General features: G+C 58.6%; 18 protein-coding genes. 5 read left to right on the top strand and 13 right to left on the bottom strand.

Annotation, left to right across the window (positions count from 1 at the left end):
- Positions 1–33: 33 nt before the first annotated feature.
- Positions 34–498 (bottom strand): preQ(1) synthase, encoded by a 465-nt coding sequence (gene queF / locus ACIQJ2_RS10655; protein ID WP_199142595.1) that lies wholly within the window; start codon positions 496–498, stop codon positions 34–36.
- 848 nt (positions 499–1,346) lie between these two features.
- Between queF and bluB the strand changes: the two genes are divergently transcribed.
- Positions 1,347–2,087, top strand: a complete 741-nt coding sequence (bluB, locus tag ACIQJ2_RS10650; protein WP_400673765.1) for a 5,6-dimethylbenzimidazole synthase — start codon at positions 1,347–1,349, stop codon at positions 2,085–2,087.
- A gap of 39 nt (positions 2,088–2,126) precedes the next feature.
- Here the strand turns inward: bluB and ACIQJ2_RS10645 are convergent, their stop codons facing one another.
- The 5 genes from ACIQJ2_RS10645 to ACIQJ2_RS10625 form a co-directional block, all read right to left on the bottom strand.
- Complete coding sequence (locus ACIQJ2_RS10645; RefSeq protein ID WP_400673565.1) at positions 2,127–2,762, bottom strand: glyoxalase superfamily protein; 636 nt, start codon at positions 2,760–2,762, stop codon at positions 2,127–2,129.
- Between the two features lie 117 nt (positions 2,763–2,879).
- Positions 2,880–3,590 carry a TIGR02117 family protein gene (locus ACIQJ2_RS10640; RefSeq protein ID WP_400746520.1) on the bottom strand — a complete coding sequence of 237 codons (711 nt, stop codon included), beginning with the start codon at positions 3,588–3,590 and terminating at the stop codon, positions 2,880–2,882.
- 125 nt (positions 3,591–3,715) lie between these two features.
- Positions 3,716–5,905, bottom strand: a complete 2,190-nt coding sequence (locus ACIQJ2_RS10635; protein ID WP_400673560.1) for an anthranilate synthase — start codon at positions 5,903–5,905, stop codon at positions 3,716–3,718.
- Between the two features lie 256 nt (positions 5,906–6,161).
- Positions 6,162–7,685, bottom strand: coding sequence for an ABC-F family ATP-binding cassette domain-containing protein (locus ACIQJ2_RS10630; RefSeq protein WP_400673558.1), 1,524 nt, complete (start codon positions 7,683–7,685; stop codon positions 6,162–6,164).
- Positions 7,686–8,110: 425 nt separating this feature from the next.
- Positions 8,111–10,354 (bottom strand): TonB-dependent hemoglobin/transferrin/lactoferrin family receptor, encoded by a 2,244-nt coding sequence (locus ACIQJ2_RS10625; RefSeq protein WP_400673556.1) that lies wholly within the window; start codon positions 10,352–10,354, stop codon positions 8,111–8,113.
- Between the two features lie 321 nt (positions 10,355–10,675).
- On the opposite strand from ACIQJ2_RS10625, the gene ACIQJ2_RS10620 reads away from it, so the two are divergent.
- Positions 10,676–11,446, top strand: a complete 771-nt coding sequence (locus ACIQJ2_RS10620) for an extensin family protein (protein WP_400673553.1) — start codon at positions 10,676–10,678, stop codon at positions 11,444–11,446.
- Between the two features lie 25 nt (positions 11,447–11,471).
- Here the strand turns inward: ACIQJ2_RS10620 and ACIQJ2_RS10615 are convergent, their stop codons facing one another.
- Complete coding sequence (locus ACIQJ2_RS10615; RefSeq protein WP_400673551.1) at positions 11,472–12,311, bottom strand: protein-L-isoaspartate O-methyltransferase; 840 nt, start codon at positions 12,309–12,311, stop codon at positions 11,472–11,474.
- Positions 12,312–12,428: 117 nt separating this feature from the next.
- A complete protein-coding gene (locus tag ACIQJ2_RS10610; protein ID WP_400673549.1) occupies positions 12,429–14,108 on the bottom strand; it encodes a formate--tetrahydrofolate ligase in 1,680 nt (559 codons plus the stop codon).
- 166 nt (positions 14,109–14,274) lie between these two features.
- On the opposite strand from ACIQJ2_RS10610, the gene ACIQJ2_RS10605 reads away from it, so the two are divergent.
- Positions 14,275–14,784, top strand: coding sequence for a TIGR00645 family protein (locus ACIQJ2_RS10605; RefSeq protein WP_199142607.1), 510 nt, complete (start codon positions 14,275–14,277; stop codon positions 14,782–14,784).
- A gap of 17 nt (positions 14,785–14,801) precedes the next feature.
- Here the strand turns inward: ACIQJ2_RS10605 and ACIQJ2_RS10600 are convergent, their stop codons facing one another.
- Positions 14,802–15,749 (bottom strand): hypothetical protein, encoded by a 948-nt coding sequence (locus tag ACIQJ2_RS10600; RefSeq protein ID WP_400673546.1) that lies wholly within the window; start codon positions 15,747–15,749, stop codon positions 14,802–14,804.
- A 575-nt stretch (positions 15,750–16,324) separates the two neighbouring features.
- On the opposite strand from ACIQJ2_RS10600, the gene ACIQJ2_RS10595 reads away from it, so the two are divergent.
- Positions 16,325–17,056 (top strand): helix-turn-helix transcriptional regulator, encoded by a 732-nt coding sequence (locus ACIQJ2_RS10595; protein ID WP_199142611.1) that lies wholly within the window; start codon positions 16,325–16,327, stop codon positions 17,054–17,056.
- Positions 17,057–17,206: 150 nt separating this feature from the next.
- Here ACIQJ2_RS10595 and ACIQJ2_RS10590 read toward each other — a convergent pair whose 3' ends face one another.
- The 4 genes from ACIQJ2_RS10590 to ACIQJ2_RS10575 all read right to left on the bottom strand — a co-directional run bounded on the left by ACIQJ2_RS10590 (position 17,207) and on the right by ACIQJ2_RS10575 (position 20,702).
- Positions 17,207–18,346, bottom strand: a complete 1,140-nt coding sequence (locus ACIQJ2_RS10590; protein WP_400673542.1) for a DUF2333 family protein — start codon at positions 18,344–18,346, stop codon at positions 17,207–17,209.
- A 198-nt stretch (positions 18,347–18,544) separates the two neighbouring features.
- On the bottom strand, positions 18,545–19,567 hold the full coding sequence (locus ACIQJ2_RS10585) for a hypothetical protein (protein ID WP_400673539.1): 1,023 nt from the start codon (positions 19,565–19,567) through the stop codon (positions 18,545–18,547).
- 70 nt (positions 19,568–19,637) lie between these two features.
- Entirely contained in the window at positions 19,638–20,024 is a 387-nt protein-coding gene (locus tag ACIQJ2_RS10580; protein WP_400673536.1) for a c-type cytochrome, read from the bottom strand.
- Positions 20,025–20,120: 96 nt separating this feature from the next.
- Positions 20,121–20,702: a thymidine kinase gene (locus tag ACIQJ2_RS10575; protein WP_400673533.1), complete on the bottom strand. Its 582-nt coding sequence runs from the start codon at positions 20,700–20,702 to the stop codon at positions 20,121–20,123.
- Positions 20,703–20,936: 234 nt separating this feature from the next.
- On the opposite strand from ACIQJ2_RS10575, the gene ACIQJ2_RS10570 reads away from it, so the two are divergent.
- Entirely contained in the window at positions 20,937–21,893 is a 957-nt protein-coding gene (locus ACIQJ2_RS10570) for a choline ABC transporter substrate-binding protein (protein ID WP_199142620.1), read from the top strand.
- Positions 21,894–22,063: the final 170 nt, after the last annotated feature.

Here is a 22,063-nt window from a genome sequence, read left to right as displayed (position 1 = left end):
AAAGCCGCCATCCCTGGATGGCGGCTTTTTCGATCAGCCTCGGCCACGATAGGGCTGTACGCCTTGGTCCGGCAACCATACGCCCTCCGGCGGCTTGCCCGTCTGCCAGAAAACATCGATCGGAATGCCGCCGCGCGGATACCAATAGGCACCGATGCGCAGCCATTTCGGCTCCAACAGCTCCACCAATCGTTTGGCAATATAGATCGAGCAATCCTCGTGAAACGCGCCGTGATTGCGGAAGGAATGCAGGAAGAGCTTCAGCGACTTCGATTCCACCAGCCATTCGTTCGGAACGTAGTCGATGACGATATGGGCAAAATCGGGCTGTCCCGTCATCGGGCATAGCGAGGTGAATTCCGGTGCGGTGAAGCGCACGACGTAATCCGTACCGGCATGGCCGGCCGGCACTTTTTCGAGAACGGCGGATTCGGGGTTGGCAGCCGTTTCCGTCTGGCTTCCGAGCATCGACAGGCCGGATACATCGGTTGTTGGCATCTCAGGTCTCCTTGATCGTTTCGACGCGGATCCCAGGGGCTTTCGTGCTCCGGCTCCACATGAATGGTTAAGTCGGCACTCGCATGGCTCGCGCTTGTGGCGTCTTCAAGGCGGGCTATAGACCGGACACGCTGGCATGTTGCCCGGGATGGCGATGAAAATCGCTAGGCTTTCCTGCCTCCATAGCGGATCTCCAAATCACCTAGGTCAAACCCCGCCCCGTGTGATTGCCTCCAGCTCATTGCGTAACTTTAAGTTGATCTTTCGCTCTTTCGACGGCTACACGATGAATCAGGCTTAAGGCGGGGCGGCAAATGAACCACAGGGTGAACAAGCTATTCTTCCACGCACTAATCTGGTTCGCGCTTGCCGTGCTGGCATACAACACTGCCGGCCCGTACCATTTTGCAAGTTGCTGGCCAATTGTGCCACTCTATCTACCACCCTTGAATATAGTGCTCTTCGCCATTGCCATCTCAAGCGTCGCCGTCTTGCAGGCATCGATTTCGCGTCCACAAATGCGCGCGGATCCACTCTTCTGGGCAGCGTGCCATGGAATGGTCCTGACTCTAGGGTTGGTGACCTGCAAGCTTTCCGCTTATGCGGCAATCGGAGAGGTCGACTGCCTGTAGCGGGCGTTGCCCATCTCCCAAGCGGGGCGTCCGCTACCTGATACCATCTAAGCAAACCCAACTGCATTCGCTTCTTGGTAACCAGATTGTCGTCCACCTCCGAAAAATCGTGTTGATAGTTTCGGCTACGGCCCGTCCCTAAGCTACACCTCAGTCCGATAAGCGAGAGTACGGACCTCGATCCGCCACTTTGTGAAATCATTGTTAAGTATGTCCATTCTCAAAGATCCCAACGGTGCAAATGATGCACCTTCTATTCCCGAGACCTCGGCCAATGCGTCGGATCATCTCGTCACCGCGGGCGCTTTCACGGAGGCCGAGCGCAATGCCGTTTATCGCGCCATAGCGTCACGACGCGACGTGCGGGATCAATTCCGGCCCGATCCCCTCCCCGACGATCTCGTTCAGCGCCTGCTTGAGGCCGCTCATTCCGCGCCATCCGTCGGGTTCATGCAGCCGTGGAATTTTATCCTGATCCGCCAGAGCGAGACGCGCGAGCGCGTATGGCAGGCCTTCCATCAGGCTAACGAAGAAGCCTGCGCGATGTTCGAGGGTGACCGTCGCACGCAGTATCAACGGCTGAAGCTGGAAGGCATCCGCAAGGCGCCGCTCAGCATCTGCATCACCTGTGACACCAAGCGCGGCGGCCCGGTCGTGCTCGGCCGTACGCACAATCCGGATACCGATGTCTATTCGACCGTGTGCGCCGTCCAAAATCTCTGGCTCGCGGCCCGTGCCGAAGGTGTGGGCGTCGGCTGGGTCAGCATCTTCCATGAAGACGCCATCAAATCGATCCTCGGAATACCCGAGCATGTGAAGATCGTCGCCTGGCTTTGCGTCGGCTATGTCGACGAACTCTACGACATGCCGGAACTCGCGGTGAAGGGATGGCGCAACCGTCTGCCGCTCGACAAGCTTGTCTTCGAGGAAGGCTGGCAGGATTGCGATGAGATGTAAGGGGCGCCGCTCTGCGGCAACCCTCGACGGATCAAGGCGTTACGATCTGAACGTAACAAACGAGATCACATTGCCATCCGGATCACGCACATGAAAGTCCGTGCCACCCCAGGCCTGTTTGGCGAGTGGCTGTGCGAACTCGGCTCCCTTCGCTTTGAACTCTTCGAACAATCCCTGCACATTCGAAACCTCGATAGAGGCGAGAATGAGCGATTTTTCCTTGGCCGCTGCCGCTGCGAAATACGGCTCATAAACAAGCCGCAAGTGGATCCAGATACCATCGCGTGACACTGCCCCATAAAATGGCGGCGACCCGTGCAGGAAAGCCTCCGCGAAGCCCAGCTTGTCCCTGAAATAAGTGGCGCTGGCGGCAACATCCCGCACGAACAGGATCGGTATGACGCTTTTGAAAACAGGCGGTTCGGGTGAATCGGCCGACGCCTTCTGTGCGCCCGCGGCAACGGCCTTCAGCTCGGCCCAACTTGCGTGGCCGGCCTCGGCTGCAACGATCTCCTGTGCCAGCGCCAAAGGAAATTTCATCGCCAGGATCTCGCGATCCGTGAATGCCTTGAAGCGGTCGAGCACACGAACTCTTCCACCGATGGAATAGTCACCATCACGGTGCCAGCGCATCAGCAGCTTGGCTTGCTTGCGATAGGTGTCAAGGGTTGGCATGGGCGGACTCCTGCTGAGTGATATCAGCGGGCGGGCCTAGCCCTTTCGGCCCAATGCCGATGTGCCCCACAGGAACGCTCGAAGAGTAATTTACAGCCCACCATAAGTCAAACAATGCTAAGGCAAAGCGTGGCTTGCAGCGAAACGCTCATCCTCGTTATGCAGCCTCAGCGACCAGCGCAGCATGAAGGGCAACGACGTCCAAAGCCCGGAGGTCAAACCCGCCTGCCTCAGCGCGGCGGCAGTCCAGGTATTGCATCCCATCAGCGCATTGAAATACCCCCGCGCCTCGAAGAACGCATCATTCGATCCATAATTGCTGCCGATCAACGGACTTGGCCGATTGTCCGTCTGTTCGAGACTGGCAAGAATGAACTGCTTGAGTCGCTCCAATCCCTCGGCATCGATGTTGATAGTCGTGACACCTGGCGCAGTTGGGGGAATATCACCCGTCAACTCCGCATGAATGACCGAGCGATCGAGCGCGAAGCTTTTGAGAACGGGGCCTGCCTTCAAATCGGCCCAGGTACGCGTCTCGGTATAGAAGCTCCGACCGCCCCAGCCGAAGGCGAGATAGCGCAGGTTCGGATTGTCGAGATCGAGCCCGGCAGTCCGTAGAAAGGCGAAACGCATGAGAAGATCGCCATCGACGGGAATAGCGATATCCGTATGGATGGGATTGCTGAGCAAGAGGATATGTTGCGAGCGAGCGGCCGTTTCAGCCGGGCCGTCATGCCTCAGCGGCCGAGGCACCAGGATGCCGAGCGCGGCAAGTGCCACGATGGCAAGCACGGCGAAGACAGCGCCTTTGAATATCCTGCAGATCACCGAACGAAAGCCCCCACCAGCATCGAGTGTCTTCCGTCGTTTGTTGGCGCTTTCAAGACATGAAGACACCCCATGCACTTTTCCGAGTGCATGGGGTGTCAAATTCTGCAACCAGTGGCGTCGCCTCAGGCCGCTTTCGTTTTCGCCCGCCGCGCCAGATGCGCCACGACATTCTCGATCATCCGCATGCCGGCATCGCCGCCGAGCGTCATGATCGATTCCGGGTGGAACTGCACGGCCGCGATCGGCTCCTTGACATGCTCGATGCCCATGATTGTGCCGTCTTCGCTTTCGGCTGTTATCATGAAGTCGCGCGGCAGGCTCGACGGATCGGCAAAGATCGAATGGTAGCGGCCGACCGTGACTTCGCGACCAAGGCCGGAGAAGACCAGGCCCGGCTCCAACACGCGGATGCGCGAGGGCTTGCCATGCATCGGGATCGCCAGATGACGTAGCTCGCCGCCATAGGCCTCGGCCAGCGCCTGGAGCCCCAGGCAGACGCCGAAGATCGGCAGGTTGCGCGCCCTCGCCTTCTTGATCGTCGCCTTGCAATCGAAATCCTTCGGATTGCCGGGACCCGGCGACAGCACGACGAGATCCGGATCGAGTCGATCGAAGACCTCTTCCGGCACCGGCGTACGCACGGTCGAAACCGTTGCGCCCGTCTGGCGGAAGTAATTGGCCAGCGTATGGACGAAGCTGTCCTCATGGTCGACGAGCAGGATCTTCACGCCCTTGCCGACGGAAGCGACGTCACGTTGCTGTTTGCCGGAATTGCCGGTCTTGGCATCACGAATGGCGGAAAGCATGGCGGAGGCCTTCAGTTCGGTTTCGGCTTCTTCTTCCTCGGGGATCGAGTCGTTCAGCAGCGTCGCGCCCGCCCGCACCTCTGCAATGCCGTCCTTGATGCGGACGGTGCGTAGCGTCAGACCGGTGTTCATGTCGCCGTTGAAGCCGACCATGCCGATCGCGCCACCATACCATGCGCGCGGGCTCTTCTCATGGCTCTCGATGAAGCGCATGGCCCAGAGCTTCGGTGCGCCTGTGACAGTGACGGCCCAGGCATGGCTGAGGAAACCATCGAAGGCGTCCATGTCGTCGCGCAAACGGCCTTCTATATGATCGACCGTGTGGATCAGGCGCGAATACATCTCGATCTGGCGGCGACCGATGACCTTGACCGAACCCGGCTCGCAGACCCGGCTCTTGTCGTTACGATCGACGTCGGAGCACATGGTGAGCTCGGATTCGTCCTTCTTCGAGTTCAGGAGCTTCAAGATCTGCTCGCTATCGGCGATCGGGTCGTCGCCGCGCTTGATCGTGCCCGAGATCGGGCAGGTCTCGATGCGGCGACCGGAGACGCGCACGAACATCTCGGGCGATGCACCGATCAGATATTCCTGATTGCCAAGATTGATGAAGAAGGAATAGGGCGACGGGTTGATCGCCTTCAGCCGCTTGGAAATGTCTGATGGTTTGCTGTCGCAGCGTTCCATGAACTTCTGGCCAGGCACGACTTCGAAAAGATCGCCCTTTCGGAAGCTCTCCTTCGCCTTGACCACCAGCTCGGCATATTCGCCGGGGCGATGGTCGCTCTTCGGCGGGATGGTGTCGGTGTGGTGGAAGGGCTCGGGCGCAATCTCGCCAGACTTGCCTTCGGTCGATTGACCATCCTTGGCAAAGTCATAACGGTCGATCCAGGCCTTGGCGGAGTAGTTGTCGACCACCAGAATTTCGTCCGGAAGGTAGAGCACCATGTCGCGCTGGTCGCCGGGGCGTTCGAGCTTGAGGTTGATCGCGTCGAACTGGAATGCCAGATCGTAGCCGAAGGCGCCGTAGAAGCCGATGCTGGCGTCGGCCTGCGAATAGAATAGCTCCGTCACTGCGCGCAGGACGGTGAAGACCGTCGGCATCTTCGAGCGCTCTTCCTCGGTGAAGACACGATCCGGCGTCTTTACCGTCAGATCCAGCCGGCGCGGTGTCGAAGTAGCGAGAACCACCTCTGAAACCGTCTTCAGCTTCTCCGCGATGAAGCCGAGGATAACCTCGCCGCGCTGGTTATAGGCTTCGATCCAGACATTGCGTCCATTGCAGGAAAGACCGAGCGGCGGATCGACGACGGCTGTATCCCAACGCGTATAGCGGCCTGGGTATTCGTAGTTGGAGGAGAAGACGGCGCCGCGGCGCTCGTCGAGCTTGTCGATGTAGGACGATACGGCATCCGCATAGGGCGTCGGCCGGCGCTGCCGGGTGACGGTAATGCCGCCCTTCGTCTCGTAGATCTCCGCACCATCATCCCGAAGGATCGTTACCATTGTTCCTCACTCCGTTGTCGGGCCCGGATGACAGGCGGCCAATATAACAAAAAAGCCGCCTCGAAATTTCGGGCGGCTCACTCGTCGTCTTTGAACACGATTGGTCGAGGCCGCTTCAGCGTGCCCACCACCAAACTGCAATGTTGTTCAGGGACATGTTCATGGCGGGAATTGTTAGCGTGAGATGCCGCGATGCGCAAGCCGCAATCTCGGCAATGGGCAGAAACGATTGTTCGTCACTGCCCATCCCCTGTTCCTAGTCTTGCGTCCTGGCCGCTTCGAAAAATTCCTCCGGACTATCCACTTCGACCAGCCGCTTCCGGTCGATCAGCCAGAAGCGATTGCCGACCGAACGCACGAAACTGCGATCGTGCGAAACGAGCAGGCAACTCGCCTCACCTTCTGTGAGCTCGCCCTCCAGCGCCTCTTGCCCATCGATGTCCAGATGGTTGGTCGGCTCGTCCAGAAGGTAGAAATTCGGATTGGTGAGCCTCAGCACCAGCATCGCCAAGCGCGCCTTCTGTCCACCGGAAAGCCTGCCGACCGGGCGGCCCTGCATCTCGATGTTCATGCCGGCACCGGCAAGCAAAGTACGCGCCCGCTGCTCGCCAAGCTCGAACAGCCGCGTGACCACGCCGAGCGGCGTGTCGTCCTGAGCGAGATTGGATAGCGATTGGTCGCTGTAGCCAAGCACCAGCGAGGGCGTTGCCTTGATGGCCCCAAGAGTGAGCTGATCCGTAATGGCGGAGCGGATCATCTCGACCAGCCGCGTCTTGCCGGCGCCGTTGGCACCGAGCAGGACAATGCGATCCCCCTGGCAAATCCAGCGTTTGCCGGTCTTGAAGAGCGGCGTCCCGCCCGGAGTCTCCACGGAGGCGTCGTCGAGCGTCACCAGGATCTTCGCCTGCGTGCCACGATTGGCAAGCTTGATCGCACCCGCCGAACGTTCCTGATAGCCGGGCTTTGCCGCATCTTCGAGACGTTCCGCACGCGCCTTCAACTGCTTCGTCTTGACCGTCAGCAGATCGCTGCCGGAATTGACCCCGAGATTGTAGAGTTTGGCCGCCTGCTTGCGCAGCTGCTGCGCCGTCTTCATGTCCTTCTGGTAACGCCGCTCCTCCGAAGCATCGGCTTCGTCCAGCGCCGCCCGTGCCCGGCTATAGGGCAACGCATAGACCTGCGACTGCTCCTGACGCAGGAAGAGCGTGCGGTTGCTGACGGCATCAAGAAAAGCCCGATCGTGGCTGGCGATCAGCACGGCCACGTCGCGCGGCAGCGCGTTCAGCCAATCTTCCAGGAGGGCGATCTTGGCGAGATCGAGATGGTTGGTCGGCTCGTCGAGCATCAATATGTCCGGCTCCGTCACCCAGATGCGGGCGAGCATGGCAAGCCTTTGCCAGCCGCCGCTGAGCTGGGCCAACGTCCGTTCCCGCATCTCAGCCGGCACCGAGAGGGAATCGAGCGTAACGTCGACGCGCCAGCTTTCGCTCTCGATCTGTTCCTTCGGCAGCGCGCGCAGAACGGCATCATAGAAGGAAACATCGAGAAGATTGGCAGGCACATACTGCTCGACATAACCAACGCGGAGACCGCGTGCCCGCGTGATATCGCCTGTCGTCGGCTCAAGCCTGCCTGCTATGCAGTTGAGCAGCGTGGTTTTCCCGCGTCCGTTCGCGGCGACGATGCCAAGGCGATCGGCTGAATCGACGGTAAGATTGAGGTTGGAAAACAACGGCGCACCGAGAGTGGCGCCAAAATTGCGGAGATTGATCAGAGTCATGGTCTTATCCGGTCTTGCACGAGCATTCCCTAGACATCGCAGCCGGCTCCTTTTGCCGCATTGCAGATGTGGTTGGCCATTGCAGGCCAATGCTCGAAAACATGTCATGACGCGCTCGCGCGAAACTGCGCAAGCTTACGTCTCCCAAAAGGGCAGACCAGAAGAAATGAGTGAGTTACAGCCTCTGATCAGCCCTGCAAACGCATCTGCAGGGCACGAGTCGGGCCGAACTGGCGAATATGCCAGACTATCTTTGTCATACGGTCCTCCTCTCTTTTCTCTCAATAGGTTTAAAGACTGCGCGCTTCAGATAACATCGAACGATACGATTTACAATTGCGCCGATGTCTCGATACGTCCCCAAAAGGGCAAAAAAAGAGGCGATGCCGAAGCATCGCCCGAGTTTGCTGCGTCGGTGAGGCAGCTTAGAACCTTTGCGTCAGCGTCAGCTTGAAGGTCCGGCCGGGCTCGGAATAGTAAGAGGCAGGCTGGGTCTGCGTGCCGCTGTAGGACGGCGAATTGAGCGCGTCGTAGTAGGTGTTGTTGAAGAGGTTGTAGATGCCGCCGCGGATGCTGAGCCCCTTCACCTGTTCCGGCTCCCACCAACCTGTCAGGTCGAAGATGCCGTAGCCAGGGGTGCGCAGGGTGTCGCCCGTCTTCTTCGGCTCGCTGGTAGCGGTGACGAAGGTCAGGTCGGTTCCCCAGACTTCGGTGGCGTAGCCGACCGTGAAGGCCGCCTTGGCGGGAGCAACGGAGTTGATCCATTGATCGGTGTCGGAGTCCTTGCCGTTCACATAGGCAAGCGCGCCATTGATATGAAAGCCATTGTCGAACTTCTTGTGCGCGTTCACTTCGACGCCATACATGCGGACATTGGCACGGTTGAAATACTCGGTAATGCCGAGCGGATAGGTGCCCGTCGGGTCGCGTCGGTTGGACGTGTCAATGAAGTTCTTGTATTTGTTGTAGAAAGCGCCGACATGGCCACCGAAATCGTCGTCACCGAGGTTGGTGCCGATTTCGATACCGTTGCTGGTTTCAGGCTTCAGGTTGGGATTGCCGTAGTTTACGTAGCCGCCCGGAACGCCGTAATTCACGTACATTTCGCTGACATTAGGCGCACGGAAGGCCATGGCCCACTGCGCGTAGATTTCCACATTGTCCTGCGGCTGGTAGGAGGCACGCAGCTTCGGCGAAATGCGGCTGTCCGACTGGCCGGCGGGCAGGCCCTTATAATTGGCGCTGTCGCGATAAGCAGCCGTGTTCTTGGGCGAGTAATCGTACCAGTCGAAGCGCAGGCCCGGCGTCAAAGAGAAGCCGCTGGAGCCGAACTCGATCTTGTCGTCGATGAAGGCGCCGACCCGCTTGCTGTCGACATCCGGCATATCGGACTGGTTGGTATGCAGGAACGAGCAAGAGAAAGCCCAACGAGCGGGGCCGCAAGCATCCTTACCAGATGAGTACTGATGGACCTTGCCGAAAGCGGTGTCGAGACCGAAGGTAACCTTGTGATGCAGGCTGCCGGTATCGAACGACTTCGATGCGTTGCCGTTGAATCCGATGCTGCGATTTTCCATTTCATTGCTGCGCCAATAGTCGCCGATGACCGAGGTGTAGCGATAGCCGTCGACGCCACCTTCACGCAGCAGGTTCTGCCAGTAGAAAACGGCATTGGCAGTATCAAGCAGGGATTCGGCGCTTTCGGCTTCATACTTGTAATCGAGCGAAACACGATTGCGCTCGACATTATCAGTCGAATTGTAGTTGCCAGGTCGGAAGTTTCCGGCTGGGCTCTGCAGCGTCATCAGATCGGTGGTTTTATCCTTGTTGTAGTGCTCCGCCGTGACGCCGAATGTGCCGATATCGGTGTATTGGCGAATCTTGAAGAGACCACTTCTCTGATTGTAGTCAGCCGGATTCGCCTCGGTGCGCGTGGTCGAATAGCCGCCGACATCGCCATTGTTCTCAAGCTCATGACCGTGCGTGTAGCCGCCCTGGAAGAGAACGGCTGTATTGTCGATGCGCTTCGCAACAGCCGCAGCGCCGCCGATGCTGCGATCGTCGCCATTGTAGCCGAACTTGAAGACTCCGCCCCAGGTGGAGCCGGGCGTGATTAGATCTTCGGGCTCCAGAGTCCGTAGAACGAAGGCACCGCCGAGTGCCCCTGAACCGGCACGACTGGAATCAGCGCCACGCACGACATCAACGCTGGAAAGCGCGTTGAAATCGAAGCTGTTGATGCCGCCGTTGGCGCCGTTGGAGGCACCACGCGAAGCATCCAGCAGATAGGGAATTTCGATGCCGTCTACCGTGGTCAGAACGCGGTCGTCGCCGAGGCCTCGAATATTGACGCCACCGGTGGCGCGATTGAAGCCGACGCCAACCTCAGTGCTTCGACCGAGATCCTCGATGCGGGTAATCTGCTTGTCGTCGATCTGCTTGGCAGTCGTCTCGCTCGCGGTCGGCGAATCGGCCAGCACATCCTTGCTCGCCTTGCCTTTGCCGCTGACGACGATCGGCTTCAGGTTGGTGACCCGATCGCCCTTGGCGGTTTCGCCCGTCGCCTCTTCATTCTGGGCCGCCGTCTGCGCAAAAGATGCAGTCGCCAACCCGAGGGTCAAAAACGCGGTGCATGCCAAAAGAGCCGAGCGTGAGCGCCGAACAACCATAACCATTCCTTTCGAACTGCTTCACCGGGCTGGCTGGTTGCTGCGTCGAAAGCAGGCAAGGGGCTGGCTAGGTTAGTCGTGTTAACGGGACGGAAATATTCCGCCTTCTTTCTGCCGCATAAAAAACATGACTATTATTGTCAATATATTCGCCGCCAATAATCATGAATAAAATGATCATGTTTACGTGAGACGACAAAGAGTTGCTGATTTGCAACGAAACAGCCACCTCAAGCGTTCTATCGGCATCATCATTAGAATTGGCTGATTTACTTGATGCTGTTTAGAATTGTCTCACTCACGTCCGTGCTCATCTGGCTCATGGCTGCGACTCTCCCGCAAACGGGCCCGATTCCGCAGCAGAAACCGATCAGGGAGCAGCAGCCCGCCGAAACTCCACCGATCCCGATGGAAAAGCCGGCAGGCCCCTCGGACACGCCGGTGGTTCCTGCCGACAAGCCGGACACTCCGGTGCAAAGACCTGTGACTGGTGAAACGCAGGAGCCGCCTCCCCCATCGGCCACGATCGCCCCGGAACCGGACGAAGAACACAAGGCCTGCATGGCGCAACTGAGCGCCATGGGCGCAACCTTCAAGGAGATTCCACGCATCGACGATGGCAATGGCTGCGGTATCGACAAGCCCATCGCCCTCACCTCGCCGCTGCCGGGCATCGAGTTCAAGCCGGAAGGCAAGATGCGTTGCGAGGCCGCGCTGGCGCTGGCTCAATGGATGAAGGAAAGCGTCATCCCTTCCGCCGCCGCGTTGGAAAACGGCAGGATCATCACGGTCAATCAGGCATCAACCTATATCTGCCGGCTGCGCAACAATGCCACCACCGGCAAGATTTCCGAACATGCCCGCGGCAATGCCATCGATGTCGCAAGCTTTACCTTCGAGAACGGCAAAACCATCGGCATCGAGCCCAGACGTGAGGATCCGACCCTGACCGGGGCATTCCAACGAGCAGCGAGCGCCTCGGCCTGCCTCTATTTCACCACCGTCCTTGATCCGGAAAGCGATGCCGCTCACGAGACACATTTCCATCTGGACGTCCTCGAAAGGAATGGCGGCTTCCGTTACTGCCATTAGCGCTATTCACGGAAAGTCAGCGGCCCTAGACGGCGGAGTTCGAGAACCACAGATCTTGGTAGATCGCGACCGCGGTTTCATCAGGCAAACGTTCCCTCGCGAGCCAGATCGACCGGATCGACCAAGCGTCTCCCACAGTTGGCACCTTGCTGCATTGGGCTGGATCCGACGCGCCGATGCACGGGATGAAGAAGGCCGGCATCAAGGCCCTCGCGGCATATCCCTCATCCGTGCGTATGACGAGGACCGCAAGGCCGATCCTGTCATTGGCTTGCCATGGCATGATGATCCTGCCGCCAGGCCGCAATGCCCGAAGCCACGATATCGGAGGCGCAACAACGCCCGCATTGACATAGATGACATCGGCATCAGGCAATTCCATGGAGGTCGCATCGCCGCAAATGACAGAAACGTCCTCGAACGAAACGAGATTTTCGTGCGACCGCTTCGCCAATGCCTCGTCGATTTCGATCGCGTGGACGTGGCCGCCCGGTGCGACAAGAACCGAAAGAAGAGCGGTATAATAGCCTGTTCCGGTCCCGACCTGGATGACCGTCTCGCCGGACATCGGAGAAACCGCACCAAGAAAGGCTGCATGAAGAAATGGCTCGCCATTGTTGATGCCCTTCGTCTTGTCCAGAGCGATGAGCACATTCTGGTAAAGAAAGGCAGGGTCGTCATTGGGCGTTTCGAGATAACGCCGGTTGACCACGATCTGCCAGGGCCCAGGCCCCATAAACGCTTCGCGCCTGACTGTATTGAAAGCGCGCTCCAGTCGTTCGTCCCGGGAATTGCTGGCAGCCGCCATCATCCTCGCATGGAAAGCGCGTATCTCGTTCAGACTGGCACGGCTGCCTGCGGTCACGACCTGCCTCCATCGTCACATGTGGCGATACCGATCACCTGTGGCTGATCTTGTCGGCAATTTCCGCTGCGTCAATACGGCAGGCGACCATCGGCAAAGCTGAATCAGATTCAGAACTTAAAACAATCCCTCGATGTAGCCCTGATCATTGAGGAAAATCCGCTCGGCGGCCGGCGACTTCGGCAGGCCGGGCATGGTCATGATCTCGCCGGTGATGACGACGACGAAGCCGGCGCCCGCCGACAACCGCACCTCGCGCACAGGCACGATATGACCCTCTGGCGCGCCACGAAGGTTCGGATCGGTCGAGAAGGAATATTGCGTCTTGGCTATGCAAACAGGCAGGTGCCCATAGCCCTGATCTTCCCAGGAGCGCAGCTGGTCGCGGATGGCCTTGTCTGCTGTGACCTCGCCCGCGTGATAGATCTTCGAGGCGACGATCTCGATCTTTTCCAGCAAGGGAAGATTGTCGGGATAAAGCGGCTGGAATTTTGCCTGACCGGATTCGGCGAGCTCCACCACTTTATGCGCGAGATCGACGATACCGGCTGAGCCTTCCGCCCAGTGGCGGCAGAGGATCGCCTCGGCGCCGAGGCGAGCGACGTAATCCTTCAGCGCTTCGATTTCAGCTTCCGTATCCGAGACGAAATGATTGATGGCCACCACCACCGGTACGCCGAACTTGCGGACATTGGCGACGTGCCGGCCGAGATTGGCGCAGCCCTTGACCAGCGCCTCGACATTTTCCTTGCCGAGATCGTCCTTCTTGATACCGCCGTTCATCTTCAGCGCCCGCACGGTCGCCACGATGACGGCGGCATCAGGCGAAAGCCCGGCCTTGCGGCATTTGATATCGAAGAATTTCTCGGCCCCGAGATCTGCGCCGAAACCGGCTTCCGTCACGACATAGTCGGCGAGTTTCAGTGCCGTGCGCGTGGCAATCACCGAATTGCAGCCATGGGCGATGTTGGCAAACGGGCCGCCATGCACCAGCGCCGGATTGTTCTCCAGCGTCTGCACGAGGTTCGGCTGCATCGCATCCTTCAAGAGCACGGCCATGGCACCATCGGCTTTCAGGTCACGCGCGTAGACAGGCGTGCGGTCGCGGCGATAGCCGATGATGATATTGCCGAGCCGCTTTTCCAGATCCTTGAGGTCGGATGCCAGGCAAAGGATCGCCATGACCTCGGAAGCGACCGTGATATCGAAGCCGCCTTCGCGCGGGAAGCCATTGGAAACACCGCCGAGCGACGACACGATGTCACGCAGGGCTCGATCGTTCATATCCATCGCGCGGCGCCAGGTGATACGCCGGATATCGATATTCTGCTCGTTGCCCCAATAGATGTGGTTGTCGATCAACGCGGCGAGCAAATTATGAGCCGAGGTAATCGCATGGAAATCGCCGGTAAAATGCAGATTGATGTCTTCCATCGGCACGACCTGCGCATAGCCGCCGCCGGCAGCTCCGCCCTTGACACCGAAGCAGGGGCCGAGCGACGCCTCACGGACGCAGACCACCGCCTTCTTGCCGATCCGGTTGAGGCCGTCGCCGAGGCCGACCGTCGTCGTCGTCTTCCCCTCGCCCGCCGGCGTCGGGTTGATGGCCGTGACGAGGATCAGCTTGCCGTCCTTCTTGCCAGCCTGGGCGGCGATGAAATCGGCACCGATCTTCGCCTTGTCGTATCCGTATGGTGCGAGGTCTCCTGCGGGAATGCCAAGTTTGGCGCCAACCTCGATGATAGGCAGTTTCTTTGCCGCACGCGCGATTTCGATATCGGATGCCACCGTTGCCATTAAACTTGCCCCCAACACATGGTCATTTGCCTGTCGGGATAAACCAATATGTTTACGGTGTGAATAGGAACGGACCATCTCCCCCCGGAAACGAACCGGCTTGCCGCGGGACATCGGGAGACCTATTTTCGGGATCCGAATTCAAAGCGAGAACAAAGGAAAAGATATGAAGTCCCTGGAATTGCTGGTCGAGCGCATCATCCTCTCCAGTCGCTGGCTCCTGGTGATCTTCTATCTCGGCCTTGCCGCCTCACTCGCCGTCTACGCCGTTTCGTTCATCTACAAATTCTACAAGGTCGCAATCAACGCGCTCGTCTATGATGAAGCCGATATGATCCTGGCCATCCTCGGCCTCATCGACGCCGCGCTGGTGGCGAGCCTCATCGTCATGGTGATGATTTCCGGCTACGAGAATTTCGTCAGCCGCTTCGACGAAGCCGAAGGCCAGGTATCCTTCCTTGGCAAGCTCGATTCAGGCAGCCTCAAGATCAAGGTCGCATCCTCGATCGTCGCCATCTCCTCGATCCACCTGCTACAGATCTTCCTCAACGCCACGCAATACGACAATGCCAAGCTGATGTGGTTTACGATCATCCACCTGGCCTTCGTCGTCTCGGCGCTGCTGCTCGGCTTCCTCGAGAAGATCATGGCCAAGGCCAAGAGCAAGGACGGCTGACGGCCCAAACGAACGGTCTATTTCCCAGCCACTGCCGACCCGCTGGCCGCAGACGATGGCACAGCACAAACCGGAGCCGACTGGCTGTTTCCGCAGCCGCTCGCAGAGACGAGCGCGACGGCATCGGCAAGCTCCGTCGTCAGCTTCAATCTGAGGGCATCCATCTGCGAGATCAGGTGGATACCATTCGGGTCGGTCCCGAGCATCAGGTCGACAAGCGCTTTGTCGACGCCCATCTTGCCGAGAAATCCGACCAGCCTCGCCTTCTGGGCCTTGTCAAGCTTTGTCGTATCGTACCTGCCGACGAATTTGCGCCCGATTTCCTTCTTCGAAAGAATTTTGCGCTTGCCGTCAACCATTTCGTACTCGGTACGGTATTGAACGCGCACCTCGCTATAGGTGGTCGTGATCTGATGAACGCCCATGAACGCAAAAGAACTGAACACGCGCTCGATCCCGCCTGTGAAAAACAGCGGGCAGGCCGAAAAGCAGACAGCTCCTGCGGAAAACGGCTCGCCCTTGATCGAACCGTCCTTGGCTATCGCCGCCGAGCATATCGGCTCCGCATAGGGACACGCCCGCGAGCGGGTGCGGCCAACCGCGACCGAAAGCTTCTGCTTCCGGATCGCATAAGCCATCTCCATTGCGGCCTTCACATCACCGCCGGGTGAGTTGACGACGATCGGCAGCTTGCGATTGCCAAGCTTTTTCAGCAGCTTTTGCAGCTTCCTTGGCGAATCCGCCATGATCTGCCCTTCTGCCGAAATCCAGTCCGGGCAACTGTTGTCGCCGCGGCATTGTCCCATATCGCCATGGACAAGCCGAAATTGCATAGGCTGGCCACCGGCGACCTCGGCCGCTCCCGCAGACACGGACGACAACAACAGAAGCGAAATGGCCGTCAGAAGCCATAGCGCCGTTTGACAACACCGCATTGCAAGCTGCGGCAGAATGCGAAAGTTCATGAGATACACGCCTGGAAGCGATTGCCTTGGCAAGACCGATAGCAACCGCTTTGGGCCTTCGCAAGGCAGGGCTTTGCACCGCAGCATCATTTCAGAAAAGACGCGCCAATTCTCAAGCCCCGAATACGGGTTCCTGCCAACAACAGCCATAAACTTTCCGGCGTGAAACTTCACGGGTCGCGGATAATCTGAGTATTTCACTCATCATACAACATGATCAAACGATCATTCAACCACAGGCATGCAACAGCACTGACGTCAGGTCCATAAATCATCTCGAAGATTACTTGAGCGTTTCACCAAATCCGTGCCAGGCGAGACCGGGCTGATGAGATTGTTTCGCCGCCGCCGGTGCGGAGTCGTATGATGTATATCGATGACGCATTTCGAGATGCCGAAGGCAGAAATTTCGCTCTTACGGGCCTCTTTGATAAAAGTCATATAATTCAATATATTAAAATATCAAAATATATGAAAATGAATTTATTTCTGGTCCTGTGGTATTTTTGCGTCTAGCATTCACTCATAGATCGGGTATTTGATAACGATAACACGCTGTGGGCGCCTCAACTCATATGTCCTATATCATCGCTGCCGAGAGACAATTGCTGCTTTCTGCCGAGTTGGCCGCTGCTCGGACACAGACGGCATTTGCTCAGGCATTGGAACGGTCGGGAACAGCCTTTGGCTTCAGCCATATGGCCTTCATGAACGCGCCGGTCCCGGACGACTCAATGATGACGCCGTTGCTGATCGAAGGGTCCGTGCCGGCACAATTCGTGCGCGAGTTCGATCGCCAGCAACTCGTGCGGCGGTGTCAGACATTGCTCCGTATTCGCGATTCAGTAATGCCGCGCACCTGGCATCTGCTCGAAAAGGATAATGCACCAGAAGTTGAGTTGTCGCGCGAGCTGCAGGCGCTGCTGATCAACTATAACTGCCCGATGAACGTGATCATCCCGATCAATTCCGCCGATGGGCAGCGCCTTCTTTTCTGGTTCATGGGCAACCGCAGCAGTCTTGGACAGAGCGAACTCAACGAACTCTCCATGATCATGCTGCAAGCGCTCGACGCCTACAATTGCCTGAAGCGCAACGATGGTTCTGTCCCGCACACGCTCTCGACACGCGAACTCGAAGTCGTTCGCTGGACGGCGCAGGGCAAGACGTCGGTCGAGATCGGCCAGATCCTCTCGCTCTCCGACCATACCGTCAACGCCTATATGACGAACGCAATCAAGAAACTCGATTGCGTCAATCGCACGCAACTCGTCGCGAAAGCCATTCGGCTCAAGCTGATCAGCTAGAGCGTTTCCGCTTTATGGAAGCCCTCTGCGCCCTTCCCTGGAAGGGCTCTAAGCTCTCCAGCTCCAGGCCCAACTCAAGCCAAGAGCATGGCTGCTCTTCAGCCCAGCAGGCAAATGCAGGCCGCAAGCCTCACATTATCAGCGCAAAGATCAACGCCCGCCAAGAACCGTGCGGATCTCTACGAGATTCGACCGTACCCGCAGCACATGAAAACCCATCGTCGCAAGGTGACTTGGCATGAAAGAACTGTCTTCGCTGCCATTGGAGATGATGAACGGCTGGATCCGCAACGCCGCGCGCAACATATCGAGGGTGCCGCTCCAGAGCACGCCGACATTCCGCTCGGCGATGACCTGTTGAAAATCCACGCCTGCAGCGCTGAGAATGCCATAGCTGGCGTAAAGCTGGCCATAGGCGAACCAGAAGCGATCGTCTGCACGCATGTCGAACCATCCGTAACTGTGGTTTTGAGATCGCTCGGCTAAGATATTGGCGGTGCTGCCGAGATCGCCGGCGATGTGGTCGACGAACTGCAGCAAATTGTCAGCGCGGCTGTCGAAGATCGTCTTGCAGCTGCTAAGATCCGTATTGAAACTGCGAAGATTGGTGATTGCGGCGCGAAAGTAGCTCGGCGTCGGCGTCTTCGGTCCAAACGGATGCAGCCCGAAATACCAGCTCGATTCGTCGAATTGCAGATTGCCTCGCGCTTTCTGCAGGTCGCTGTTGATACCCGACGTCCCGCGCACGCGGCCAATCGTATCGACGAGCTCGGCCGAGGTGCGCCGGACGATGGAATTCACGCCACGCTGGAAGGAAGCCTTGTTGTCGAGGAACGGCGTGTCATCCCAAGATATCCCGAAGAAGCCGGCCTTGTAGAGCAGCATCGACGAAATCCAGGCATTCTGGTTGACGTTGAAATCGGTCAGATCGGCAGCAACGTCGACGACAGCCGAGGTCTGGCAAGCCTTGGGGGCGCTGGCGACAGCCTGCTGCCCGCTCGCTACAGGCAGTTCCTGCCCGGCGGAAAATTTGCGTTCGGAAAACTTGTAGACGTCGGGATAGGCCGTATTGAAGCCGCTCCAGACCTGCGTCTGCCAGACGAAATAGACGTAGAGAAGCGCAAGCAGGACCACAAAGGCTGCGATCGGCACCTTGATCACCCAGTTGCGCTGCCGATACCAGCCATGCGCCGCCAGGAAAGGCCATGCAATCCCGACGAAGACCAGGCCCAGCCAACGCCAGATGGCAGAAGTCATCCGCTTCCAGAGCGCCTTGATCGAGTCGAGCATGGATACGCCTCCTAAACCTCAACGCGCATCCTGCCGACACGCGAAGGACGCACCACACAGAATCCGCGCATCTGCTCTTGCGAAAATCTCTTTCGATTTCCGTGCTATAGAGCATCGGCGCTATTCCAGCTCCAGCAAATATGTGTTCTGGAGGAAAACAACAACCGTCTGCCCCGCTTTTTCAGCAGGAGATGCCGATCATCCGTCCGGCTGCGTCTCCTCCGAGGCTTCTCCCCGCTCGGCCGGCACGGGAAGCGAATGCGGCTCCAACCGCCTGGCGAAGACGAAATCGACATGCGCCTTGCGTGCCGCAAGATCGTGCCCGGCCAGCACATTCGCCTCGTAGGCCTGGATCAGGCTCTCGACCGCCGGAGGCCGGGCCGCCACGGATGACTGTGGATCGACGTCCGGCGTCAATGCCTTCAGCAAGGCGATCCGCTGTTCAATATCGACCGTAAGCTTGCCTGCCATCGCTCCGACGGCAGCGATTTGCACGTTCAGGACACCCACCAAGCCTTCATAGAGATCGATAAGGCGCTGGCGCACCGTTCGATCGGACTGCAATTCCCTCTCCCGCTTGCGCAGCGCATCCTGCTCTGTCAGCAGATCCCGATAGTCAGCATCCAGATCCAGATGGGTATCGCCATGCCTTGTCGATGACAGGCTGCGACGCAAGTCAGTAACCTTTGCTATGATCGCATCGGCCTCTCGCTGCACTTCCTCGATTTCGAAGTCCAGTTTTCGCCGCCGCTCGATCGTCCCGTCCAAATGGCTTTCGCAATCGCGAAAGCAGCGCGACAAAGCGGGTCTGGCCTGCTTGAACAGGAGATCGAGGGCCGCCGAGGCGCCAAGAGTCGCATCGATATCGGCGACGATCGCTTCGGGTTTCATCGGACCGCCGGCCAGCTTCCTGCGGAGCATACCGGCGTCTTCAAGGCCGGCACTTTCGTCAAATAACCGGCGATGCTGCAGATCGGCATTCGCGGTCGTCCGATCCAGATCTTTCACCAGCGACAGCGCGAGAGACTTCCATCGTTCCAGCGTTTCGACCGTCTCCCGCACCAGCGCTTCTTCTACCGGGAAATTGACGGCCTCGACCCTCCCCTCACCTCTGGCGTGCCCCGCCAGCGTTGTCACGGCCGCCGTCGCACTAGCGATAGCGTCGTCGAGCGTCGTCTGCGCCTTGTCGAGCATGCCGTCGAAGGAATGAGGTATGGCCATGAAAGCGTCTCTCCCCTGCCTATAAAGGGAGACTAGCCGCTTCCGTCCAACATGAAAATGCCCGGCCGCGTTATTGCGCGACAGCGGGATTCCTTAAATAGGCGATCAGATTGTCGAGATCCTTATCGCTCTTCAGACCGGGGAATGTCATTCTGATCCCCTTCACCAGAAACTGCGGCGCCGGCAGATACTTGCGCAACAAGGCTTCGTCCCAAACCTTGCCGTCAGCCCCAAAGGCCTTCATCGCCGGCGAGTAGTTATAGTCAGGCAGGCTCGCGACCGGTCGGCCAACGATACCCATCAGCGATGGCCCCACACGGTTCTGCCTCTCGGTCGCGGTGTGACATGCGGCACATTTCCTGAAAACGGCCGCGCCCGCTATGGCGTCTCCGTCAGCAAGCGCCACCGAGCTAGACGCAAGCATGATCGTCGTCAATGTCAGACAGAACAATCTCATAATGCCCCCCGCTCCCCTCGCGTTTCCTGCTCTGCTCTCCACCATCGACCGACAAGAATGCGCCGAGGCAGCCGGAGAGGAAAGCGGCGCGATGCTTCATTCGCCCGATATCGCCTCTTCCCAATGACGCCGGCAGAGCGAGACATATTTGTCGCTGCCGCCGATCTCGATCTGCGCGCCCTCGCGCACGACGTCGCCCGCAGCATCGAGCCGCACAACCATCGTCGCCTTGCGGCCGCAATGGCAGATCGTCCGCACTTCCCGCAGCTCGTCTGCGATGGTCAACAGCTCTTGCGACCCGGGGAACAGCCTTCCATGAAAATCCGTCCGCAGCCCATAGGCCATCACAGGCAAGCCAAGCCGGTCGACGATATGAGCGAGCTGCCACACCTGCTCCCGCGACAGGAATTGCGCTTCGTCGACGAAGACGCAATTCAATGGCTCGCTCGCATGCATTTCCTCGACCATTGAATAGAGATTGTCGCTGGTGTCGAAGGGTATGGCGTCCATCGTCAGGCCGATGCGCGAAGCAATCTTGCCGCGTCCGGCGCGGTCGTCCAAGGCGGCGATGAAGGCGGCGGTGCGCATGCCGCGCTCCTGATAGTTATAGGCTGCCTGCAGCAACATCGTCGACTTGCCGGCATTCATCGTCGAGTAGTGGAAATAGAGCTTAGCCATGACATTCTCCTTGAATGCTTCATGGGAGCTGCGCGGCGAGAAGAAAAGACATCCCCGAAGAAAACCACAGGATTCAGAAGCCTTCCCGGTTCACGTGCAAAGCCCTGGCAACGCTCGCACAGAAAAATACCCGCGTCGCAATCAGCCCCCTCAAACCGGCGCAAATACACTGTAGTCGCTTGAAAATGTCAGTTATTGATGGTTGCTTGGGAACGTTACACTGGGAGTCACGCAATGATAAAAATGACCCTTACCGCAGTCGCTTTCGCTTCAGCACTTTCGGCCCTGACACTCACCACCACCGCTGCCTCCGCAGCCGAGCCGGCAAGCTGTAGCACCGTGCATTTCGCCGATGTCGGCTGGACCGATATCACCTCCACCACGGCGACCGCCTCCGTCCTTCTGAAGGCGCTGGGCTACGACACCGACGTCAAGGTGCTTGCCGTGCCGGTGACCTATCAGTCCCTCAAGAACAAGAACATCGACGTCTTCCTCGGCAACTGGATGCCGTCCATGGCTGAGAACATCAAGCCGTTCGCAGACGACAAGTCGGTCGAAACCGTCCGCGCCAACCTGGAAGGCGCCAAGTACACACTGGCGACCAACGAAAAGGGTAAAGAGCTCGGCATCAAGGACTTCAAGGATATCGCCGCCCACAAGGACGATCTCGACGGCAAGATCTACGGCATCGAGCCTGGCAATGACGGCAATCGCCTGATCCTCGGCATGGTCGACAAGAACACCTTCGGCCTCAAGGGCTTCGAAGTGGTCGAATCCTCCGAGCAGGGCATGCTGGCGCAGGTGTCGCGCGCCGACAAGGAAGGCAAGCCGATCATCTTCCTCGGCTGGGCTCCGCACCCGATGAACACGACCTACAAGATGACCTATCTGTCCGGCGGCGACGACGTCTTCGGACCGAACTACGGCGGCGCGAACGTCTTCACCAACGTGCGTGCAGGCTATCTGCAGGAGTGCCCGAACGTTGGCACCTTCGTCAAGAATCTCGTCTTCTCGCTGCCGATGGAAAACGAAATCATGGGCAAGATCCTGAACGACAGCAAGGAACCGGAAGCCGCAGCGACGGAATGGCTGAAGGCCAATCCGGCAGCCGTCACTCCCTGGCTCGCCGGCGTCACCACCAAGGACGGCGGCGACGGCCTGGCGGCGGTCAAGTCCAAGCTTGGCCTGTAACACTGGCAGATCAAGGGGCGGCAAAACCGCCCCTTTCTCTTCCAGGGACGGACTGCTTCCTTCGCGTTCCGCCACCACCAGGACAAGGTCCGAGTGGCGTGACAGACCGTTATTCTTCGGCGGCAACTTCCGGAACATGAGATTGCATCGGAACGACCGCCCCCAATCGT

Source organism: Rhizobium sp. NPDC092011 (genome assembly GCF_044756305.1).
In the GTDB taxonomy this organism is placed as follows: Bacteria; Pseudomonadota; Alphaproteobacteria; order Rhizobiales; family Rhizobiaceae; genus Rhizobium.
The sequence above is the reverse complement of the archived record's forward strand: the minus strand, read 5'-3'. Positions and strand labels throughout refer to the sequence as shown.

Bases quoted from the DNA above. Each gene is read 5' to 3' on its own strand.
- queF (WP_199142595.1), bottom strand. From the start codon at position 498: ATGCCAACAACCGATGTATCCGGCCTGTCGATGCTCGGAAGCCAGACG.
- ACIQJ2_RS10645 (WP_400673565.1), bottom strand. From the start codon at position 2,762: ATGCCAACCCTTGACACCTATCGCAAGCAAGCCAAGCTGCTGATGCGC.
- ACIQJ2_RS10635 (WP_400673560.1), bottom strand. From the start codon at position 5,905: ATGGTAACGATCCTTCGGGATGATGGTGCGGAGATCTACGAGACGAAG.
- ACIQJ2_RS10630 (WP_400673558.1), bottom strand. From the start codon at position 7,685: ATGACTCTGATCAATCTCCGCAATTTTGGCGCCACTCTCGGTGCGCCG.
- ACIQJ2_RS10625 (WP_400673556.1), bottom strand. From the start codon at position 10,354: ATGGTTGTTCGGCGCTCACGCTCGGCTCTTTTGGCATGCACCGCGTTT.
- ACIQJ2_RS10620 (WP_400673553.1), top strand. From the start codon at position 10,676: ATGGCTGCGACTCTCCCGCAAACGGGCCCGATTCCGCAGCAGAAACCG.
- ACIQJ2_RS10610 (WP_400673549.1), bottom strand. From the start codon at position 14,108: ATGGCAACGGTGGCATCCGATATCGAAATCGCGCGTGCGGCAAAGAAA.
- ACIQJ2_RS10605 (WP_199142607.1), top strand. From the start codon at position 14,275: ATGAAGTCCCTGGAATTGCTGGTCGAGCGCATCATCCTCTCCAGTCGC.
- ACIQJ2_RS10600 (WP_400673546.1), bottom strand. From the start codon at position 15,749: ATGAACTTTCGCATTCTGCCGCAGCTTGCAATGCGGTGTTGTCAAACG.
- ACIQJ2_RS10595 (WP_199142611.1), top strand. From the start codon at position 16,325: ATGTCCTATATCATCGCTGCCGAGAGACAATTGCTGCTTTCTGCCGAG.
- ACIQJ2_RS10590 (WP_400673542.1), bottom strand. From the start codon at position 18,346: ATGCTCGACTCGATCAAGGCGCTCTGGAAGCGGATGACTTCTGCCATC.
- ACIQJ2_RS10585 (WP_400673539.1), bottom strand. From the start codon at position 19,567: ATGGCCATACCTCATTCCTTCGACGGCATGCTCGACAAGGCGCAGACG.
- ACIQJ2_RS10580 (WP_400673536.1), bottom strand. From the start codon at position 20,024: ATGAGATTGTTCTGTCTGACATTGACGACGATCATGCTTGCGTCTAGC.
- ACIQJ2_RS10575 (WP_400673533.1), bottom strand. From the start codon at position 20,702: ATGGCTAAGCTCTATTTCCACTACTCGACGATGAATGCCGGCAAGTCG.
- ACIQJ2_RS10570 (WP_199142620.1), top strand. From the start codon at position 20,937: ATGATAAAAATGACCCTTACCGCAGTCGCTTTCGCTTCAGCACTTTCG.